This window comes from Candidatus Thiodiazotropha sp. AKIB8, from assembly GCF_058244675.1.
Genome location: NZ_JBSYOO010000052.1, coordinates 53,545 through 68,618, shown reverse-complemented (window position 1 = coordinate 68,618; position 15,074 = coordinate 53,545). Strand labels below are relative to the sequence as shown.

The window sequence follows — 15,074 nt, the reverse complement described above, 5'->3', positions numbered from 1 at the left end:
CAAATTCCTGGGTAAAAAGTATAAAGCACTATAGTAGGGACTATTTTACAGCAGTTGGAGCAATTGATCGGATAAAGGCTTATGCACAATCCCTGGAGAAGTGTTGGTTTCAGGGCCAAAGTGCAGCTAAAAATAATTATCGTTTCGTAGTTGGGTAGGGGGGATGCAATCATAATATCTGTTTCAAGTGATTTCAGTATTTTAAAATTGGGGTGTCCTCGATTCTCTCTCGATTCTGCTTATCGATTCTGTTCAGCGACTGATACCTCCGTTCGCAGTTGTAGAAGAGGTGGAATCGGTAAAGCAACGAGAGCCTATTTACTATATATATTTTCTCTTTCTCTGACCTGAATATGTCCACGCAACAGCCGTGGCTTTTAATTAATCATTGTAATAATTGTAGTATTTTCTTCTTGCCATTAGGCATCTACATTAGTTAAATGAAGGTGTGCGCACTATTGTGTCAATTTTCCATTTTAGATAGTTCGAGATAAACTCGAACCTGTACTAGAAGGATTAGATTAAGCAATGGAGAGACTTAAAGAGTTTGATTGTTCTAATGGGCCATACGAGTATTGAAATTGAGTGTTAGGAGAATGAAATGAAAATAATTGGATTATTATTATTTATTGGATATTTATATACGACACCATCATTAGCGGCTGAATTACATATCGATCCATTAACAAATAATCTAACGGGCATTTCGGGGATTACCGTTGATGAAAATATATATAATGTTTCATTTGTCGAAGGTACTTGTGTCGAACTGTTTGGTGGTTGTGATGAAAGAACAGATTTCTTTTTTCAGGATACAGCAACTGCATTTGCAGCTTTTTCTGGATTGATGGAACAAGGGTTGTTAGATGGGCCGTCAGGTCAATTTGATAGCAACCCTCAATTAACTTACGGATGTAATAATGATCAATTTTTTAGTAGGCAATGTATTATTCAAGCCCCAATTCTTGCTAATGAACCAGGTTTAATTGGATTGGTTTTTGCGTCCGCAACTAATCATATATCGAATAATAATGATATTACGACTGGGTTATTATTATCTGCTTCGTTAAGTATTAATGCAGATACTGCTCTAAATGATTCTGCTGTATGGGGGGTGTGGAGCGCAACAACTGTGCCAGTGCCGGCAGCAGTATGGTTGTTTGGTTCTGGTTTGATTGGGCTTCTCAGTATAAGAAAATCTTCGAAAGCATTTTCAGTCTTAGCCAAACGATAAGACGGGCTAACAGCTTCGCTATTTCATCATTCCGGCTTGCGCCGGAATGAGAGGTTAGTCTCTTCTCTTGCGATGCATTTTGCTTATGTCGGTAATGCTAGCGACTTATTATAGAGTGCACGTCGACTGGGCTGATTAGAGCCTGAACCAAATCCGCGCAATACAGCAGATATACTTGCAGGAATTCCGCAGGAATTCCGGGACACCCATCATTTGTAGATTCAAAATATCTATTTTGTACTAATGGGATGCAATCATGATATCTGTTTCAAGAGATCTCAGTGCTTTTAAAATTGGGGTGTTCTCAATTCTTTTTCAAAAATACCCCGATTGATGCTTATTTAGAGGAGAGAGATGATTTAATTCGATTCCTTTGTTCGAAAGGAACGCAGTGACACAAACGTGTGGGGGATATTTATCCCGCAGTGAACTTTTTACTGAGTTTTGAAAATCGAATCAGTACCAATCGGCTGTGATCGCCAGTATTGCGGTGGAGCAGTGATTTTGTCACCAAGAGTGGCGGCTGCATGCCAGGGCCAGTGTGGGTTGTAGAGTATGCCACGGGCCAATGCAACCAGATCAGCCTGTCCTGCTGCGACGATCTCGTCAGCCTGTTTGGGTTCTGTGATCAGACCGACGGCGATAGTCGGCATGCCTGTCTCTCGACGGATACGTTCTGCAAAGGGCACTTGAAAGCCAGGTGCTGCCGGGATCTGTTGTGACGGGGAGAGTCCACCGCTGGAGACGTGAATGAAAGAACAGTTACGCTGTTTCAATGCTTGGGTCAGTGCCACACTCTGTTCGATATCCCATCCTCCCTCGACCCAGTCCGTGGCCGAGATACGGATGCCAACTGGCACCTCCTGCGGAATTGCTTTGCGCACCGCCTCGAAGACCTCGAGTGGAAAGCGTAGGCGGTTGTCCAGTGATCCCCCATATGCGTCATCGCGGAGATTAGAGAGGGGTGATAGAAACTGATGCAGTAGATAACCATGGGCGGCATGAATCTCGATTACCTCGATTCCCAATCGGTGGGCCCGGGTGGCGGCAGCCACGAAGGCCTGTCGGATCTCTGTCATATCTTGCTGATCCAGCATTGCTGGAGAGCGCTCGCTCTCGCTGTAAGGCAAGGGGGAGGGGGCGCATGTCTGCCATCCTCCACTCGCCATTGGCAGTTGGCCACTCTCTTTCCAGGGGGCAGCCGTGGAGCCCTTGCGTCCAGCATGGGCCAACTGAATGGCGATGGGCATATCAGAATAGCTTCGCAGACCTTGGATCACCCGGCCAAGGGCCTTTTCAGTGGCATCCGACCATAGCCCGAGATCATTCAGTGAGATGCGCCCTTGCGGTGTCACCGCCGTCGCCTCAATGAATAGCAGGGCTGCCCCTGAGAGTGACAGTTGGCCCAGGTGGATCAGGTGCCAATCTGTAGCCTCTCCCTCGATTGCTGAATATTGGCACATGGGGGCGATGACGATGCGGTTTTCGAGATTCAGCCGACCGAGGGCATAAGGGGAGAAGAGCTGGCTCATTCAATTTACTCCTGAAGTGGCACCTGTTCTGGGAACACTCTACCCAGGAAAAAGAGAAGTGCCAAGGTGGCCGTGCTATTCCTGGCTCAGTAATACTAAGCCATTATTTCAATATTCTCTCTCCATTCAGACCAGCTTCTTGTGTTGTGAATTTTGAATAGCATTGAGGCCCAATAAATCTTGTCTGGCAATGAATGAGTTTTTCCACTGCTAGTGTCAAATTAACTCTCAATCACCCAGAGGTAAGCACGCAAGTGTGTAATTGGGATATCGTTTCCAAGATCCTATCCTTTGACGGGAAAGGTTTTGCATTAAGGATTTGATGCAGTTGTTGAATACCCCCTCTCCCCCGACCCCTCTCCCGCAGGGGGAGAGGGGAGTTAGGTACAAACCGGTAACATCGTTTACAAACTAGACCGGGTAGTTCGTTTACAGGTAGATAATGCATAGGTAAGGAGGAAAGACCTATGCCCTGGAAACGAGAGATCCCAATGGATCAAAAAATGATGTTAATAAGCGATTGGCTGGGTGGTGATTTCAGCAAGTCTGAGCTAGCGAGATATTATGGTGTCAGTCGACCAACAGTTCATAAATGGATCAGTCGATATGTGCAGGAAGGTAACAAAGGTCTTGAGGAGCGCAGTCGAGCCCCCCTTAGTTGCCCCCACCAAGCAGGTAATCAAATCACTATCGGCCAGAGAAACCAACGACAATTAACTCGTTAACACAATAACCATAAAAGTTAATGGGACACTAGTAGTAATCATACGTGCTGGATGTTCATGTTTCTCAGAAAATTAGAGTTATCATGAATAATGAGGTCGAAAACTATCTTGATGACAACAGCAGAATCTTTTGGCAAAAATTACAAACCAAGTGAATTATATTTTCTAACTTACTGCACTAAAAGCTGACAGTTTAGGTAGCTATGCTCATATGAAAAGGCCTATGTAAATTAGGGGTATTTTCAAATATCGGCTCTACTTTTCCAATTCCTGGAATATATATTTACTAATTTTTACATCGTGGTTTTTTGTACTATTAACCCGGCGACTAAGTATGTTGTCTTCAGCCGAAGTGTGCCTGTCTTTTAAAAACATATTGTTAGGGGTTTCAAGCCTGCCCTTGCTCGGTGTTGCGGCTCTTGACAAGGGAACAACCATTGACTGCACCCCAAGGGCACTTCCTGCTGGGCGCGAGCCGCGCCTTGATCAAGGGCAGGCTTGAAACCCTGAAGACGACATACTTAGTCGCCGGGTTAATACATGCAATTAACTGCACCCTATCATTGAGCGGCTATACTCAGACAGATACTTCGACACGGTGCATGAGACCTTGAACATCTTTCTCTCTTACGCCTCATCCTATCGTGAACTGGCCGACGACCTATGTTGCCGACTGCAGGCCGTAGGGCACGAGGTGTTCTTCGACAGGGAAGACCTGCTTGCCGGCACCAGTTTCGACGACCGCATTCGTCAGGCCATTGATGCGGCTGAGCTGTTCATCTTTCTGGTTTCGCCCGAGGCCGTGGCCAAGGGACACTACACTCGCACGGAACTCAAACTCGCTGCTCGCAAGTGGCCAACACCGGGTTGGCATGTACTGCCAGTGTTAGTTGCTGAGACGCCATTATCCGATATCCCCGCCTATCTTCGCGCACTCACGCTGATGCAGGCCGAAGGCAATCTCACCGCGGAAGTGGTGATGGAAGTTGAAGACAGGGAGCGCTTGCATGGTGCTGATACATCAGCTCATGTCGAAGTGCCTACCTCCATCGAAACGCCCAAATCTGATCGCAGCGCGGTGCGCTATCGCTCGTTACAGTTACACTTTGATGGTGATGTCGGTGGTGGTTATGGGCTGAGCGTCCCGGACGCTCCCTCTGGCAGGCAGGGGCGTGCCACCATCGCACTCGATCCAACAAGGCTCGAAACTGCCCTGTGGGCGAATGCCCGCACAATCACAGGATCGGCACGACGTGCCGGATCGGTCGATGTCCCGCCCGCACTACTACCGGGGGCAGCCGCCGCTCGCCAGATCGGTGAAGCACTCTACGCCGCTTTGATCAGTTCTGATGCTGGTCACAGCCTGGAAGAGAGTATGCGTGGCATCGATCCGCAACGAGGCGACGGGCTGCGCTTTGTCATCAACACCACCGATGCCCCTGCGCTGGCGCGTCTGCCATGGGAGTTTCTATACAGTCCCAAGCAGGATGATTTCCTCTTTTCCGATCGCCTCAAGCCTGTGGTTCGTTGGCTCGACGTAGACAAGCCGTCCCCCACTCTTACTGTTGAACCTCCGCTACGCATGCTGATGGTGATCGCTGCACCAGCCGACCGACCCGAACTGGCGATAGGCGAGGAGCTTGCGCACCTGGATCGCGCCCTGGAAGAGCTGAGTGCCACTGGCGTGCTCACCACCTTGCGACTGGAACACACCACGCTGGAGACGCTCGACAATGCGCTACTCAAACATCGCCCACATGTGCTGCACTTCATCGGCCATGGCGATTTTGTGGATGACGAAGGTGTGCTGGTGCTCGAATCCGACCGCCACCCGGGCACTGCTGAGACCATCGCCGGTCGGCAACTGGCGGTGTTGCTGCGTAACTACCGCGACTGCCTGAGGCTGGTCTTCCTAAACAGTTGCATGGGTGCCACCGCCTCCAACCGGGATCCCTTTGGTGGCGTGGCGCAAAGTCTGATCAGACGGGGGATTCCAGCTGTAATTGCGATGCAGTTTCCGATTCCCGATGAGGCCGCCATAGCCTTGTCGCGACACTTCTACCGCTACCTGGCTGCTGGCCAACCAGTCGATGCGGCCCTCAGTTCTGCCCGTGCTTTTCTCTACGCACGGGGCTATCCGGTCGAATGGGGCGCCCCTGCGTTGCACATGCGTACTCCGGACGGACGGCTGTTCGACCTCGCTCCTTCGCAGGTGGTAGCACCGCCATCACCACCGCCTCCCGAGCCGACGGTCAGCGCCCCATCAGCCCCGATGACTACACCCCCTCCCAAACGGACGAAGACCATCCCCCTCGTTCTATTCGGACTGGTGGTGATCGGTACCATAGGAGCTTGGGTTCTGTGGCCGAATGCTGTGTCTGAGAATAAGGGCACCAACGAAAAAAACGTGGTCATTGTTGGGCCACCATCCAGCGAAGTCGAAACTGCTGAAGATCAGATGATCCCAAAAGAAGACAATGCTGCTTCTGAGGATGCAGAGGTATTAGTTGAAGGATTCGAGAACGCAGCCATCGAAGTTGAAACTGCCGAAGATCAGCCGAACCCAGAAGAAGAGAGCGCGGATTATGAGAATACTGAGGAGTCTGTTGAGGTAGTCGAGGTCGCAGCCGCCGAGGTCGCAACTGGTTCCGACGACTTCAATATCGATTTAGTGATCTCGGATCTTTCAACTGATGAAGCTGAGCTGGCTGTTGAGGCACTGACCGGGCTGTTGGAAACCGATCCTGACCTCTTGACGCGCGAGCGCCTGGGCGAACGATATCAAACCCTGGTCGATGGCCTGTTCACCTTTGCAGAGGCGAGTGGTATGGATGGTAATGAAGCCCAATACGAGTCTGCACTGGCCTTACTGCATCATCTTGAGCCAGGAGGCCAATGGCACGCGATCATTGGCTCGATGACCAAAAATTTAGCTTATGTGACTGCTGCGGGTGGTGCCCCATCTGATCAACTGCGCTACATAGCGCGACCTGGTGATAGCTTGTGGTCGATTGCCCAGCGCTTCTATGGTGACAGTTTTGCCTGGCCACGCCTGATGGAGCGCCACAACAGATTGGTGTCGATTGGAATGGGCGGAGAGTGGATCGCCAACCCCGATATGATTCTGCAGGGTCAATGGATTCATGTCCCAACCTCACCGGACAGCGGTGCAGAGACCTTCGACTACCATGTGATTCGGGGTGATACCTTGTCTGGTATTGCATGGCGGGTCTATGGCGATGCCTCGCTTTGGCCTCAGATCGCACAGGATAACGCTGCACAAATCACCAACCCAGCGCAGATACGGCCAGGTCAAGTGCTCGTTATTATCCCGCACAGGCGCTGACAATTCAGTAACTCAATCTGGATGAGTGTCCACTTGGATTGCTTATCATTCAGGTTGTGTATGGCGGAGCTCTGCGACGACTCGATTACAGGTCAACCTGCTATTGTCGCTTTTTTAATAAGCTTCAAACACCACCGGTCGCCGGTATTACCATGTTGCCTGCATTTGGTCGTTTACGGATCGGCGGCGGGCCAGCCTCCAGACTCGCCAGTGTCATTGGTCCGACAATGCCATCGACCATCAATCTGCGGCTTGCCTGGTATTGCTTAACCCGGGAATCTGTCTTTGGTCCAAAGATGCCGTCAACCCAGAGTGGCGGAGGGGGCATACGTGCATTAAGCAGATTTTGCACATAGGCAACTGCCAGACCTGAAGTGCCTTTTTGTGGGTATTTTTTTCTGCCGTAGTGTTGGGTGTTACCCTTATCCCCTAGATCGGGTAGGTCGGCCTTTTCCATCTCATCTCTCCTGTCACATATAGATATTCACGCCAGCCAGCAAAGCATGGGCAAAAGAAGCAGAAGTGTTATAGCTGTAGTAATTTTCTTCTTATGTAAATCAGCCTTAATCCCAGGTATGTCTCACTGGGTGCTTTGTCAGTTTATTTTGGTTGATTATATGTAACGTAGTTAAATTAATGAATGTGAATATGCCACATCACTGCTAATGTCCCATTAACTTTCAATCTTCTCAGAACAACTCTGAAAGCCCCTCTCCCTTTACGGGAGAGGGGTTGGGGAGAGGGTGTACGCGAAGCGTTTCATGTGGTTGAAAGAGGAAAACTGCACTGATCGTTCATATTTATCTTACTGATTGTTGGGGAAAATAGGGTGTTTATTCACCCCCTCTCCCCCGGCCCCTCTCCCGCAAGGGGAGAGGGGAGTTTCTCTCCCCACCTATTTAAGATACTGATGACTTGTAAGTTTTTTCTAACTGTGACCCTCTGCTTTACAATGCTTTTCATGTTTCAATTCTCAATCAGCAATAGAAACCAACAGCAATGAATCGGTTACAAGCGTAATAGTTTCTGAATAAACCTGACCGAATCAGAGAGGCGTTGTTTCGAACTCTTCATTCGTGAGGAATGAAGTGACGCAGACGCCGCAGCGAAGCGAATCAACCCTTGATTGAGTTACACCAGTATTTCTCAAAAAATCATCCAAGTGCAGGAAGTCTCGCCAACCCTATAAATATTGTATACGCACACTTATAGGCATATACTGTGCATATGCAATACCAAGGAGACTGCTATGTCTGATCCCTGTTTCGCAACAATACCAAACAAGGCAATGGTGCTGGGTGAGGCTGTTCTGAATGCAGGCGCCAAACTTGGTTTATCCCCCGCTGAAGTGGGGCATGTTGTGGGGCGCAACCGTACCACAATCGTTCGAAATGGAGTCGACCCCTCCACACCGAATGGCCAATTGGCACTGCTATTGGTTCGGGTTTATCGAGGTCTCCATGTACTGGTGGGTGGGCGAGAAGATGAAATGAGCCATTGGATGCATACCAGGATCCGCTCACTAAACGGCGTGCCTGCGGAACTGATCAATAATGTCACTGGGTTGGTGCGTGTTGTTGAATATATTGATGGGATTCGAGGTAAAACTTGAGCGAAATTTGGCGTGCAGTAGGTGGTGATGGCGTCATTCATACCATCGGTGGACAGGGATTCCGCATGGTTGAATCCCAGGAGATGGTGGCATCAGCGGAAATCGTCTCATCTCTGGAGAAACAGGCAGCACTCGAAGAGATGTTGGAAATGGACTCAAAGCCTGGTTATCTTGTTGGCACAGAGCACCTACACTATCTCCTATCCTCGCCCTTTCGTTATCCACCATTGAGGCATGGTAGTCGCTTCGGCGGACGCTTTGAGCCAAGCCTGTTCTACGGGGGAACTTCTGAATATGTCACATTGTGCGAATCTGCCTTCTATCGCTTCTTTTTCTACTTCGACATGGAAATTCCGCCTCTTCATGGCACACTTCAATCCCAGCACACCCTATTCAAATTCCATTACCAGACTAATTACGGTGTGAGGCTGCAGGACGATCGATTTAACAGCTACCAGAAGAGTCTACGTGACCCGGTGAGTTATAAAATCACGCAAGCTCTGGGAAGTGCGATGAGAGAGGCGGGCATAAAGGGTTTTGAGTATCGTTCAGCCAGAGACCAGGAGGGCAGGACCAACGTGGCGCTCTATGATGCAAGTCCGTTAACCCGCAGTAGGCCACTCGATGAAAAGCAGTCTCTCTGTCAGGTTGATGAAAGGGAGGTCATCTTCAGTATTGAGCGAAACATCACACGTTTCGCACTGGATCAATTTCTTGTAAATGGCTCACTACCCATCCCATCCACTTGAGTCTCTCTCTGAGGGGGATCATGGTTTAAATCCCCAGACAGCAAAAACGGGATCAGAGTAGGGCGTTTGGCCTGCGTGGCTATCATCGGCAGGACGTGGCCAGCCACGTGATGAAAAAGTATGCATTCTTGTATATCCCGCTCTTTGTAACCATTGGCTAACCATGCCTATCCGTTCAAACATATGCAGCTCACTCCAAACCCGGATTGCTTTTGTTGGAAACCAGCGGTTGCTAAAGCTGATAACAGTAATCCCTCCAGGGCGTAGAACTCGCAGCGCTTCTGTCAGTACCTCTGTAGGCCGGCATAGATATTCTATGGATGCAGTAGAGATAATGGCATCCAGGCTATTGTTTTCAAAAGGAAGAGTAGGGGATTTATTCAAATCTTGTAGAGTGCTGTTGCTAGCACTTTGATTTGCTGATAACTCCTTTGCATTCATACCCAGCAGATGAATATTCGCCAGCTCTGTACCTTGTAGGTGTGAATCGAAACTAGCCATCAAGTCGAGCACCTTTGACTGAGGAGGAATCAATCTTCGGTAGAGGCTATTTATGGTTTGCAGTGCTTTTGTATCGAGGTGCTGTACCATGCGGGGATTAGCATAGAAGCTGTCGTCTGAGCGCTCATCCATTCGTGACATACCGTCGCTGTCATCGCCGTAGTCGGTATCCTGGCCATCTCTCAGAGGTGCCGCTAATCCGGGAAATTGCAGCAGATTATCTAGCGGGCTTGCGCAGCGTCCTCCACGTCGATCATAATCTGAGAGAACTTCATCCAGGTGAAATTTCAATTGCAGAGGGAAGCGTGCCAAAGGTTGGTTGAGGTCGATTCTCATTCGATCTCCTGAGAGTTCAATGATACGTGCAGGCTCCACTGCTTCGCTGTAAATGCCTTGAACCCCCTTAAAAAAGCCATGAGGGTAGAAGCGCCCTAAACGCGGCGTGACCTCAAGTCCCTGACGATGGTGACGGTCGAAGCAGGCAGGCTTGGTGGAGATTTGTCGGTCTGAAACCCAGGAGGCAACAACCTCGCCAGCCTTAACATTGGCCTGAAGCTCGTCGTTAGCTCTTATACCAACGAGGTTTTGGCCAATTTCAGGGGGTAGCGTGTCAGCTTCACGCCAAACGCTGAATTTTTCGACATGCAGCTGCTCCTCGTGCACCACTAGATCATCGGCCCAGTGAGCTGACAAAGTGACTGAGGCCAGGCCGTGGGGTTCTAGCTCAGGGTACTCATCGTATTTCGAAGGTGTGGTTCTATTCATGGGCGCGCTCGCTTCAAATAATCACCTGTTATCTCAGTGGTACAAATAATAGGACAAAAACTTGTACAAAACAAAACATATTGTACAATTTTAACATCTGCCAAACCTTGTGATTTTTGTGTTTTGCAGACATACGATAGCTGGGAACCTATGACTCCAACAGCTTATGTACGGTGGTGCTAAGGCACATTTTTCCTGCCTGATAGCGTTAAAATTCGAGGTATTGATATGAATGGTATTGATCCCATCGCCTATTTGAATCAGGTCTCAACCAGGATGGATACTCTGACCAAGCGGCACGAGATAGAGACTGTGTTGGATGAGGTTGAGTACCTGTTCGAGGTTATTCCGCCTGAATTACAGGATCTTGCCGAGCCGATTATCGAAACCTTGCGGAAACGACTGGCTGACAACTCATGAATGGCGATCTGACTATCAGACACTATGGGATTCGAAGGTTGAACCCATTTCTGGGTGTACTACAGATTATAGAGACCGACGGTGGACGTGCCTCTACCACCAATGGACTGGTTTGGCACATCGAATTGCAGATAGCCAAGTCGCCAGATTGGGGAAGCCTGAATGCTTCAAACGCAGACAAAGAGTGGCTTCTATTTGGTCTGTGGTCAGACAAGGAGGGGTTGATAAAAGCGCCAATGTCCAACAACAGTGGTGGCTTGAGAGTAGAATACCTGATTAAGGCCATACAGGATCTCCAACACCAACTACCCTTTCCTCTAAAAGACAATCGAGAATTATGGTTACTTGATGAACTGGAGCAAAAACCACTTGCACTGTTGATGTCGATGGTGCCGGGAGCCAGTTCCAATAGTCAGAAGCCGCGATATTGGAGAGGCTGTCTGGAAAATCAGGGGATAGGTGGTCAACATCGCTTTGCTGAAATTGATCGTCTGGAAATGGAAGTCAGAAAAAGGGCTGGATTCAATATCAGTCGGTTATGGGTGACCTGGGATTCACAACGCACCTATGCAGAAACAGACCATGGAGAGCATTTGAGCCGGAATATATTTCCGCCCTTTGGTATATCTGAGGATTGGCGAGACGAGAGGAAAAGAGCGTTAATGCAGCGATATCTCAACTGGGTCTCTCCAGCACTGTTAACTCTACCCAGTCTGAATGACATCGAGCGCGCAAGATTGGAATCGAATCTTGAGATGCGGGCTTGCCGCATTGAGTATTACTGGCGGCTCTATCCAAGAATACTGGATAATAAAAAGATCGTCTCTGCCCGGGTGCAGGCCAGATTGCAGGCAGGTGAGGGCGGCTTGTGAACACTAACACTAGCGGAGTAACGAATGGTTGAACTGGGTCATATTGCTATGTATGTGAGGGATCTGGGTAACTCAATAAGTTTTTACACAAAAGCATTGGGACTTGAGCTGCAAGGTAATATTTTTGGCGGCAAAGCTGCGGTGTTGACTGGTGGTCGTACCCACCATGAACTGTTACTGATAGAGATGGGGGATGCGCCGGGTCCTCTGCCAGGCAGACGTATCGGCATGTACCACATGGGATGGAAAGTCGGTAACGATCTGGCAGCACTCAAACTCACCTATGAGCGGATAACTGAGGCGGGTATTGTGATCGAGGGATTGGCAGATCATACCATCAGCCAGAGTATCTATTTACGGGATCCTGATGGTAATGAAGTGGAAGTGTACGTTGATGACCAGAGTGTTGATTGGCGCAAAGACAAACAGTGGATGAACGAACCTGTAAAACCTCTGGATCTAGGTTGATAATTATGATTGAGCGAATTATTAATCTGAAATTACTGCTTTTTTATACACTTTTTAGTTTTTCAGTTGTTGTGATTGCCGAGGATCAGCAGGGTTTGGAAACAGTGCCAGAGCTAGATCTGGTTCGCTATCAGGGACGCTGGTTCGAAATTGCCAGACTACCGAACAGGTTTCAGGATCAGTGTCTCGGAAATGTAACCGCCAATTACAAACAGTTGGATGATGGCAATATAGAGGTTATTAATCGCTGTCTTGATGAACAGGGCAAGATGGATGAAGCAAAAGGTGTTGCACGAATTATTGACAGATCGACCAACGCAAAATTGGAAGTTAGTTTTGTATCCCTTTTAGGTTGGAATCTGTTTTGGGGTGATTACTGGGTAGTCGGACTTGGCGACAGTTACGAGTATGCCATTATCGGTGAGCCAAGCCGCAAGTATGGTTGGATTCTTTCACGTAGTGATCATCTGAGCATGGAAAACTGGGTCGTTATTCAACAGATTCTGATCCAATCCGGTTACGATCCAAATGATTTTGTGCAGACAATACAGAAAGTTTCTGCTGATCTATAGATTTCTTATATAATGTCTGCCCCCCTTTTAAGGGGTCAAAAAAGTAGCGAATCAAAAGCTTGAGCATAAGTTGATTGGAAAGGGCAGGTGACTATCCTTTGTTTTTACGACCAACTATTATTGCTGGGCATAGACCTTTGATTCATCTATTCATGTGGATGAATATTGGGGTGAGTGATTGACAGAAGTGGTGGATTCCCGGTGGAGAGGGTGTATATACTGGGCAGGTAACACCTGAAAAAATTTCAACAGACTGCTAAGTGGTGTTTTTTTATTTTTTTCCAGTAGTTTCAATCTGATACTGGAAACATAGCGAGTTTCAGCAAAGGAGTGTCTTTATCAACATGGAAGTACCAGGCTTCAAACTCGGCAGACGCTATGATTTTGGGCAGCACTACCAAAGTTTCAGTGCGCTCAACCTGAAAAACCATAAAACTGTCGATATACAGTTATTTAATCCCTCGCTGGTTGCTAATCAGACATTTAAAACTCAGTTCAAGAAGATAAGCCAGAAGCTGATTGACAGCGATTTTGGCATCATAACGCCTATTCTTCACGCCGAGATATCGGATGATGCCTGCTATGTGATCACTGAACACCATGCCTGCACAGAGAAAATACCCTCTACCGGTTTGAACTCAAAAAAGTCTCAGGTTTTACAGATTGCTTTAAAAATCTCAGAAAGCCTGGCGGCGTTGCATAAATTGAGATTAGTCCATGGTGGTCTGGATTTGAGTGCATTGTGTTTCAAGTCACCAGATCTGTTGATATTGAAACCACCGAAGCTGCAACTTGTGATTCCTCTCTTGCGCCAGACTACATTCAAAGCAATGACACCAGCACAAAGGCAGTATTTAGCGCCTGAAGCTTATGATGACCTGACCCCGGCAACCGATTACTACGCACTGGGTGTGTTAGCCTATCAATTACTTTTTGGTGCCAATTCGTTTAATGCAAATAGTTTTAAATCTCAACTGCGAAATATATTCAACGAGAATAATAGAGAGCTTGAACATTTATTCATGCAGTTATTGACAGAGGATCCCAGAAAAAGAATCCAAAGCCATGAACAATTTAAGGCGGCAATTCAGCGGTGTGGTAACGGTAATCCTGCTAGTAAATCGTTCTATAACAGAGTCGCAACAAAGGTTATTCCTAAAGCGAAAGGCGCTGTAAAAACTTCCAACTCTCTTTGGAGCTGGATGATTCCTGCGACTGGTATCGCTGTTACTGCTCTGGCAGGGACAATTTTCTTTTCATTGACTCATGAAGCAAAACTACAGAATAGATTGCCTGAATTAGAAAGAGAATCAGTTGCTGAAACAGGTGACTTCGATAAAAATGGATTGGATCAAACCCCAAGTGTTTCAAATACAGACCATCGTGGAACCTCAGTCGGGTTCAATAAACTCATCCAGTCAGCATTAACTCAAAGTGAGACAAGTCCAAAAACCGCACTGAGGATTATTAATGTTGCACTCAAACAAAAACCTGATGATGCCGATGCGATCAGTCTGAAACAGCGCATCGAACAGCAGATTGAAATAGACTCGATTTTTGAGGATGCAGAATTCCTGCTGAGTAATATGCAATTACTCACGCCCGAGGGCGATAATGCCTATGAAGCCTATCAGACATTAGCCAGATTGCTCTCCCCTGATGATGAACGGGTGCTTGAAGGATTTACCAGAATCGCTGTTATCTACTATGCGCTTGCAGAAAATGAACTTGGAAACAACCAGCTCGACAAGGCTTTGGCGTATATCGATCTAGGGCTATCTGTTAAGAGTGAATACCCACAATTGCTTCAACTTCGTAGTAGTATCATCGAGCGACAGAATATGGCTGAGAGTGAATCACTGTTGGCAAAACATGATCAGCAACAACGTCGACGCGAACAACAACTCACAGATGAGCTTATTCGCAATCAGACCAATCAAATCAAGCAAACTAAGCAGACCTCGAGACACGATAGGAAACTAGAATTAGGCTATGAACAAGCCAGATAGATAGCGATAGGGTCACCTATCAGTCAGAACATCAACCACGCGGCCCACTAGAGTAAGAATCAATTATTCACAAACATCAATGATGCGGTTTGTCCCTCACCACATCCTCGTAGTATCCATACCGCACGTTAAGAGCTACACGCTTCAGGTCACGCAGAGGGCATAAGCAATTAATAGAGGTGCCCTTAACTATTTTCCTCAGTAATTTGTCACAAACTGGTGGTGGCATAGGTCACTTCACTGTTTATTTGAACGGCTATTATTTATTT

General features: G+C 47.8%; 13 protein-coding genes. 10 read left to right on the top strand and 3 right to left on the bottom strand.

Features of this window, described 5'->3' with window-relative positions; all coding sequences use genetic code 11:
- Positions 1–601 precede the first annotated feature (601 nt).
- The gene (locus AC4IFB_RS19635) at positions 602–1,234 is read left to right on the top strand and encodes a hypothetical protein (protein WP_490781067.1); all 633 of its coding nucleotides are present in this window, start codon (positions 602–604) and stop codon (positions 1,232–1,234) included.
- A gap of 434 nt (positions 1,235–1,668) precedes the next feature.
- Here the strand turns inward: AC4IFB_RS19635 and AC4IFB_RS19630 are convergent, their stop codons facing one another.
- Positions 1,669–2,766 carry an NADH:flavin oxidoreductase/NADH oxidase gene (locus AC4IFB_RS19630; RefSeq protein ID WP_490781066.1) on the bottom strand — a complete coding sequence of 366 codons (1,098 nt, stop codon included), beginning with the start codon at positions 2,764–2,766 and terminating at the stop codon, positions 1,669–1,671.
- A 467-nt stretch (positions 2,767–3,233) separates the two neighbouring features.
- Between AC4IFB_RS19630 and AC4IFB_RS19625 the strand changes: the two genes are divergently transcribed.
- Positions 3,234–3,491, top strand: a complete 258-nt coding sequence (locus AC4IFB_RS19625; protein WP_490781065.1) for a helix-turn-helix domain-containing protein — start codon at positions 3,234–3,236, stop codon at positions 3,489–3,491.
- 598 nt (positions 3,492–4,089) lie between these two features.
- Positions 4,090–6,837, top strand: coding sequence for a CHAT domain-containing protein (locus AC4IFB_RS19620; protein ID WP_490781064.1), 2,748 nt, complete (start codon positions 4,090–4,092; stop codon positions 6,835–6,837).
- Positions 6,838–6,961: 124 nt separating this feature from the next.
- Here AC4IFB_RS19620 and AC4IFB_RS19615 read toward each other — a convergent pair whose 3' ends face one another.
- Positions 6,962–7,294: a peptidoglycan-binding domain-containing protein gene (locus tag AC4IFB_RS19615; protein WP_490777767.1), complete on the bottom strand. Its 333-nt coding sequence runs from the start codon at positions 7,292–7,294 to the stop codon at positions 6,962–6,964.
- A gap of 792 nt (positions 7,295–8,086) precedes the next feature.
- Between AC4IFB_RS19615 and AC4IFB_RS19610 the strand changes: the two genes are divergently transcribed.
- Together AC4IFB_RS19610 and AC4IFB_RS19605 are read left to right on the top strand one after the other, a co-directional pair.
- The gene (locus tag AC4IFB_RS19610) at positions 8,087–8,449 is read left to right on the top strand and encodes an antitoxin Xre/MbcA/ParS toxin-binding domain-containing protein (RefSeq protein ID WP_490777458.1); all 363 of its coding nucleotides are present in this window, start codon (positions 8,087–8,089) and stop codon (positions 8,447–8,449) included.
- Positions 8,446–9,198: an RES family NAD+ phosphorylase gene (locus AC4IFB_RS19605; protein ID WP_490777457.1), complete on the top strand. Its 753-nt coding sequence runs from the start codon at positions 8,446–8,448 to the stop codon at positions 9,196–9,198. The genes AC4IFB_RS19610 and AC4IFB_RS19605 overlap by 4 nt, the downstream gene beginning before the upstream one ends.
- A gap of 18 nt (positions 9,199–9,216) precedes the next feature.
- Here the strand turns inward: AC4IFB_RS19605 and AC4IFB_RS19600 are convergent, their stop codons facing one another.
- Positions 9,217–10,464 (bottom strand): methyltransferase domain-containing protein, encoded by a 1,248-nt coding sequence (locus tag AC4IFB_RS19600; protein WP_490781063.1) that lies wholly within the window; start codon positions 10,462–10,464, stop codon positions 9,217–9,219.
- 228 nt (positions 10,465–10,692) lie between these two features.
- Here AC4IFB_RS19600 and AC4IFB_RS19595 point away from each other — a divergent pair, with 228 nt between their 5' ends.
- From AC4IFB_RS19595 to AC4IFB_RS19575, 5 genes are all read left to right on the top strand, one after another.
- Positions 10,693–10,884, top strand: a complete 192-nt coding sequence (locus AC4IFB_RS19595; RefSeq protein WP_490781062.1) for a hypothetical protein — start codon at positions 10,693–10,695, stop codon at positions 10,882–10,884.
- Positions 10,881–11,756 carry a hypothetical protein gene (locus tag AC4IFB_RS19590; RefSeq protein WP_490781061.1) on the top strand — a complete coding sequence of 292 codons (876 nt, stop codon included), beginning with the start codon at positions 10,881–10,883 and terminating at the stop codon, positions 11,754–11,756. Before AC4IFB_RS19595 ends, AC4IFB_RS19590 begins: the two co-directional genes overlap by 4 nt.
- A 24-nt stretch (positions 11,757–11,780) precedes the next feature.
- The gene (locus AC4IFB_RS19585; protein WP_490781060.1) at positions 11,781–12,224 is read left to right on the top strand and encodes a VOC family protein; all 444 of its coding nucleotides are present in this window, start codon (positions 11,781–11,783) and stop codon (positions 12,222–12,224) included.
- A 5-nt stretch (positions 12,225–12,229) separates the two neighbouring features.
- Complete coding sequence (locus tag AC4IFB_RS19580) at positions 12,230–12,796, top strand: lipocalin family protein (RefSeq protein ID WP_490781059.1); 567 nt, start codon at positions 12,230–12,232, stop codon at positions 12,794–12,796.
- Between the two features lie 344 nt (positions 12,797–13,140).
- Positions 13,141–14,805 carry a protein kinase domain-containing protein gene (locus AC4IFB_RS19575; protein ID WP_490781058.1) on the top strand — a complete coding sequence of 555 codons (1,665 nt, stop codon included), beginning with the start codon at positions 13,141–13,143 and terminating at the stop codon, positions 14,803–14,805.
- The last annotated feature ends 269 nt before the right edge of the window (positions 14,806–15,074 follow it).

Excerpts from the sequence above, each read along its gene's own strand:
- AC4IFB_RS19635 (WP_490781067.1), top strand. The coding sequence starts at position 602 with ATGAAAATAATTGGATTATTATTATTTATTGGATATTTATATACGACA.
- AC4IFB_RS19630 (WP_490781066.1), bottom strand. The coding sequence starts at position 2,766 with ATGAGCCAGCTCTTCTCCCCTTATGCCCTCGGTCGGCTGAATCTCGAA.
- AC4IFB_RS19625 (WP_490781065.1), top strand. The coding sequence starts at position 3,234 with ATGCCCTGGAAACGAGAGATCCCAATGGATCAAAAAATGATGTTAATA.
- AC4IFB_RS19615 (WP_490777767.1), bottom strand. The coding sequence starts at position 7,294 with ATGGAAAAGGCCGACCTACCCGATCTAGGGGATAAGGGTAACACCCAA.
- AC4IFB_RS19610 (WP_490777458.1), top strand. The coding sequence starts at position 8,087 with ATGTCTGATCCCTGTTTCGCAACAATACCAAACAAGGCAATGGTGCTG.
- AC4IFB_RS19600 (WP_490781063.1), bottom strand. The coding sequence starts at position 10,464 with ATGAATAGAACCACACCTTCGAAATACGATGAGTACCCTGAGCTAGAA.
- AC4IFB_RS19595 (WP_490781062.1), top strand. The coding sequence starts at position 10,693 with ATGAATGGTATTGATCCCATCGCCTATTTGAATCAGGTCTCAACCAGG.
- AC4IFB_RS19590 (WP_490781061.1), top strand. The coding sequence starts at position 10,881 with ATGAATGGCGATCTGACTATCAGACACTATGGGATTCGAAGGTTGAAC.
- AC4IFB_RS19585 (WP_490781060.1), top strand. The coding sequence starts at position 11,781 with ATGGTTGAACTGGGTCATATTGCTATGTATGTGAGGGATCTGGGTAAC.
- AC4IFB_RS19580 (WP_490781059.1), top strand. The coding sequence starts at position 12,230 with ATGATTGAGCGAATTATTAATCTGAAATTACTGCTTTTTTATACACTT.
- AC4IFB_RS19575 (WP_490781058.1), top strand. The coding sequence starts at position 13,141 with ATGGAAGTACCAGGCTTCAAACTCGGCAGACGCTATGATTTTGGGCAG.